Source organism: Ammoniphilus sp. CFH 90114, from assembly GCF_004123195.1.
In the GTDB taxonomy this organism is placed as follows: Bacteria; Bacillota; Bacilli; order Aneurinibacillales; family RAOX-1; genus YIM-78166.
Map to the genome: position 1 here is coordinate 1 of NZ_SDLI01000063.1, position 524 is coordinate 524.

General features: G+C 52.9%; 1 protein-coding gene. It reads right to left on the minus strand.

The window, feature by feature from the left end; translation table 11 throughout:
* Positions 1-421 (minus strand): IF-2-associated domain-containing protein (locus EIZ39_RS26210; RefSeq protein ID WP_205668650.1); only part of this gene is annotated, 421 nt, incomplete at its 3' end.
* Positions 422-524: the final 103 nt, after the last annotated feature.

Sequence of the window (524 nt, forward strand, 5' to 3'; positions counted from 1 at the left end):
GCCGGAGCTCTGCAGCTTCCTGCTCACGGCGGGCTTTTTCAGCCTGGGCGTTTTTAGTCATATCGTCTTGTTGATTGCTCACTTTGTCTTTTTCCGCAGCTTCACGTTTCGCTTGTTCAGCAGCTTCACGCTTAGCTTGTTCTGCGGCCTCACGTTCAGCTTTTTGTTGCGCCTCGCGTTTAGCCGATTCTTCTGCCTCACGACGGGCTTGCTCTTCCGCTTCACGCTGCGCTTGCTCTTCCGCTGCAAGGCGTTCAGCCTCTTGCGGATCGCGTTTCACAAAGGTGCGTTTCTTGCGGACTTCGATTTGTACCGATTTGCTTTTTCCACCGGTACCAGGAATGTTAAGGGTGCTGCGTGTTTTACGTTGCAGCGTCAATTTGTCCGGGCCTGAATTTTTCTGATTCAGGTGGTCAATCAAAGTCTGTTTCTCTTGTGCAGACACAGAGTCGTCAGCAGACTTCCGGATACCTGCATCAGCAAATTGCTGTACCCGGCGTTCCACGGAGGTCTGTCGCTCTGCG